Source organism: Bacillota bacterium, from assembly GCA_040754675.1.
Taxonomy (GTDB): domain Bacteria; phylum Bacillota; class Limnochordia; order Limnochordales; family Geochordaceae; genus Geochorda.
In genome coordinates this window covers 1-1736 of record JBFMCJ010000730.1, presented here as the reverse complement: position 1 = coordinate 1736, position 1736 = coordinate 1, and the positions used below count along the sequence as shown (strand labels likewise).

The 1736-nt window shown below is 65.2% G+C and carries 2 protein-coding genes; both read left to right on the top strand.

The window, feature by feature from the left end; translation table 11 throughout:
* A partial coding sequence (locus AB1609_23020; GenBank protein ID MEW6049307.1) for an O-antigen ligase family protein occupies nt 1-480 on the top strand: 480 nt, incomplete at its 5' end.
* Nucleotides 464-1736 (top strand): oligosaccharide flippase family protein (locus AB1609_23015; protein MEW6049306.1); only part of this gene is annotated, 1273 nt, incomplete at its 3' end. The genes AB1609_23020 and AB1609_23015, both read left to right, overlap by 17 nt.

Sequence of the window (1736 nt, the reverse complement as noted above, 5' to 3'; positions counted from 1 at the left end):
TGGCGTATGTTCCAGGAGCATCCCCTGTTTGGGGTAGGGCCCGGCAACTTCGCCACCGAGGTCGACGAGGTGGCGCCAAGGGTCGTGAGCGACCAGGACAGGGTGCTTCTACCGCGAGTAACTGCCATGGAGTTCCCCCACAACTGGCCGGCTCAGATTGCGGCGGAGAACGGTGTCCTCGGCTTGGTCGCTTTCACCTGGTGGGTGGGTCTGCTCCTTGTGAACGCGTACCGCCGCGCACGCTGGCAGCTTGCGAATGCCGGACCGGATCCCCACGCTCGTGCGGATGCCTCGCTCACCCTGGGGGGCTTTGCCGGAATCATCGCCACCCTGGTCGGTTCTCTGTTCGGCTACCCGTTCGTCCACTCCGTGTGGGAGCCGTTCGTATACGTCATGGTGCTGAGCGGGGCAGGGATCCGGGCTCGGGGTAGCGACTACTCCTGCGGCAGAGGGCTTGTAACTCGTGAGCTCGGAAACTGAGCCCCATCTGCTCGGAAGTTTCCGTTCCATTGCTGCGGGCAGCTTCTGGACGGCCATGGGCTATGGTGCCCGGCACGTTCTGGCGGCTGCCGCGTCGGTGCTGGTCGCGCGCCTGCTGGGCGCGGAGGTGTTCGGCGAGTACGGAATGATCGCGAGCACCGTTGCGTTCTTGGGGACTGCCGCAGACCTGGGGATGAGCGTCAGCGCCACACGGTTCGTCGCTGCCTACCGGATTTCGGATCCCGAGCGTGCGCGCCGCAGCCTGAGCATGTCGATCCAGGCCACCCTGGCCGTGTCCGTGGTAGTGGGAGTGTTGCTGGCCATTACAGCGCCCTATTTGGCGGCTGTGTGGCTGCACAATGCGCGTCTCACCGGCCCCATGCGGGTTGCCACTCTGGCGATCCTTTTCTCGGCTACGGGTTCGGCCGTATCGGGTGGCCTCAGGGGTCTCGGGCTCTTCCGGCCGATGGCCGTGGTAGAGATGGTGCTCGGCGTCGTTACGGCTTCGCTGATGGTTGCGGGGGCATGGTTCGGGCGGCTCGAGGGGGCCACGATTGGTCTCGTTGTTGGCTCGGGCTTGCGCATGGCCGCATACGCCGTCCCCCTCGCCAAGCATACACGGCCGCTGGGATGGACACTTTGGTCCGCCGATGCGTGGCGGGAGGCTGGGGCAATCCTGCGGTTCTCCATCCCCGCGTTTGCCAGCGGGTTTCTCGTAACCCCGATCCTGTGGGGCGTGCGCGTGCTGTTGGCCAACTCGCCCCGAGGCTACGGTGAGGTCGGGACGTTTTCCGCTGCTCTGCAGTGGCAGACGCCGCTCACCTTTCTTTCCGTCGTGGTTGCAACGGTGCTACTCCCCTCGATGTCTGAGCAGTATGCGCAGGGCGACCGTAAACGCCTCGTCGAGACGTTCCGGGTTGGTTTCAGCCTGCTTGGCGTGGTGCAGCTCGTGTCTACCGCTCTTCTCGTGATCCTGTCCGGACCCATCGCCTCGCTCTACGGGCAAGGGTATCGAGACCTGCGCGCGTCTTTGACTCTGGTGGTCGTTGCAACGTTCTTCAACGCGGTCCTCAGCATCCCGGGCCAGGTCCTGGCGGCCACGAACCGGATGTGGCTAGGGTTCGCGCTAAACCTGGTGTGGGCGAGCGTCTTCCTCATCGGCTCGAAGCTCGCGGTGGCGCACTTCGGGGCGGTGGGGGCGTCCGCCGCGTACCTCCTGTCGTACCTCGTACACGCGCTCACAAGCACCCTTGGAG